Annotated in this window: 1 protein-coding gene and 1 pseudogene; both read left to right on the top strand. The window is 56.7% G+C overall.

Features of this window, described 5'->3' with window-relative positions; genetic code table 11:
- On the top strand, positions 1-236 hold a 236-nt coding region (locus EN939_RS36925), incomplete at its 5' end, for a DUF6163 family protein (RefSeq protein ID WP_245473331.1).
- A 238-nt stretch (positions 237-474) separates the two neighbouring features.
- Positions 475-644, top strand: a pseudogene (locus EN939_RS36920) (MarR family transcriptional regulator); the annotation flags it as partial.

Below are 644 nucleotides of genomic sequence, written 5' to 3'. Positions count from 1 at the left end.
CTGCGGTGGTGCTCGCCGTGTTCTTTCCCTTTGCCGCTGCCGGCCTGTGGATGCTGGCGTCCTGGGGGCCGGTGATCTGGTTCATTTGCGCGGTGACCGAGACGGTCATGTATGCCGGCTTTCCCGAGCTATTCGGCCACCGCTTGCTGATTGTCGCCTCGCATGCGGCGGTGGCGCTGCTCTACATCGTCTTCCGTGTCGTCATCTACCTGCAGAAGCGCCCGGTCCGCCACTAAGCCGTTGAACCCATTGGCGGCCCCACTGTCGCCTCGAATGAGCTCCGCAATCGTTGCCGAAATCTTTAGGTTAATTATCCTTGCTCGGGTGACCGTTCGTTAAGCCTCTTCCGAAACCTCTTACCGGTAAGCTCTTGTTAGCCCTAGCGTTTAAGTCGAATTTTATGAGTATTCGATAGTGTCGCGATCAAGGTGAAAAACAAAAAATCACCAGGGCGACAAACGAGAGGCAAAGACAATGATCAATTCGCGTCCGGCGGCGAAGACCGCCAACGTATCCGACGATCGCCGCGAGGCTATCCGTTCCCTGTACATGGAATCGCTGCAGCTTGTTGAACGGCTGCACCGCCGCCTGCTTGATGTGATCAAGGACGAATTCGACCGCAACGGCCGTTCCGACATCAATGC

This window comes from Mesorhizobium sp. M7A.F.Ca.CA.002.05.1.1, from assembly GCF_003998335.1.
In the GTDB taxonomy this organism is placed as follows: domain Bacteria; phylum Pseudomonadota; class Alphaproteobacteria; order Rhizobiales; family Rhizobiaceae; genus Mesorhizobium.
The sequence above is the reverse complement of the archived record's forward strand: the minus strand, read 5'-3'. Positions and strand labels throughout refer to the sequence as shown.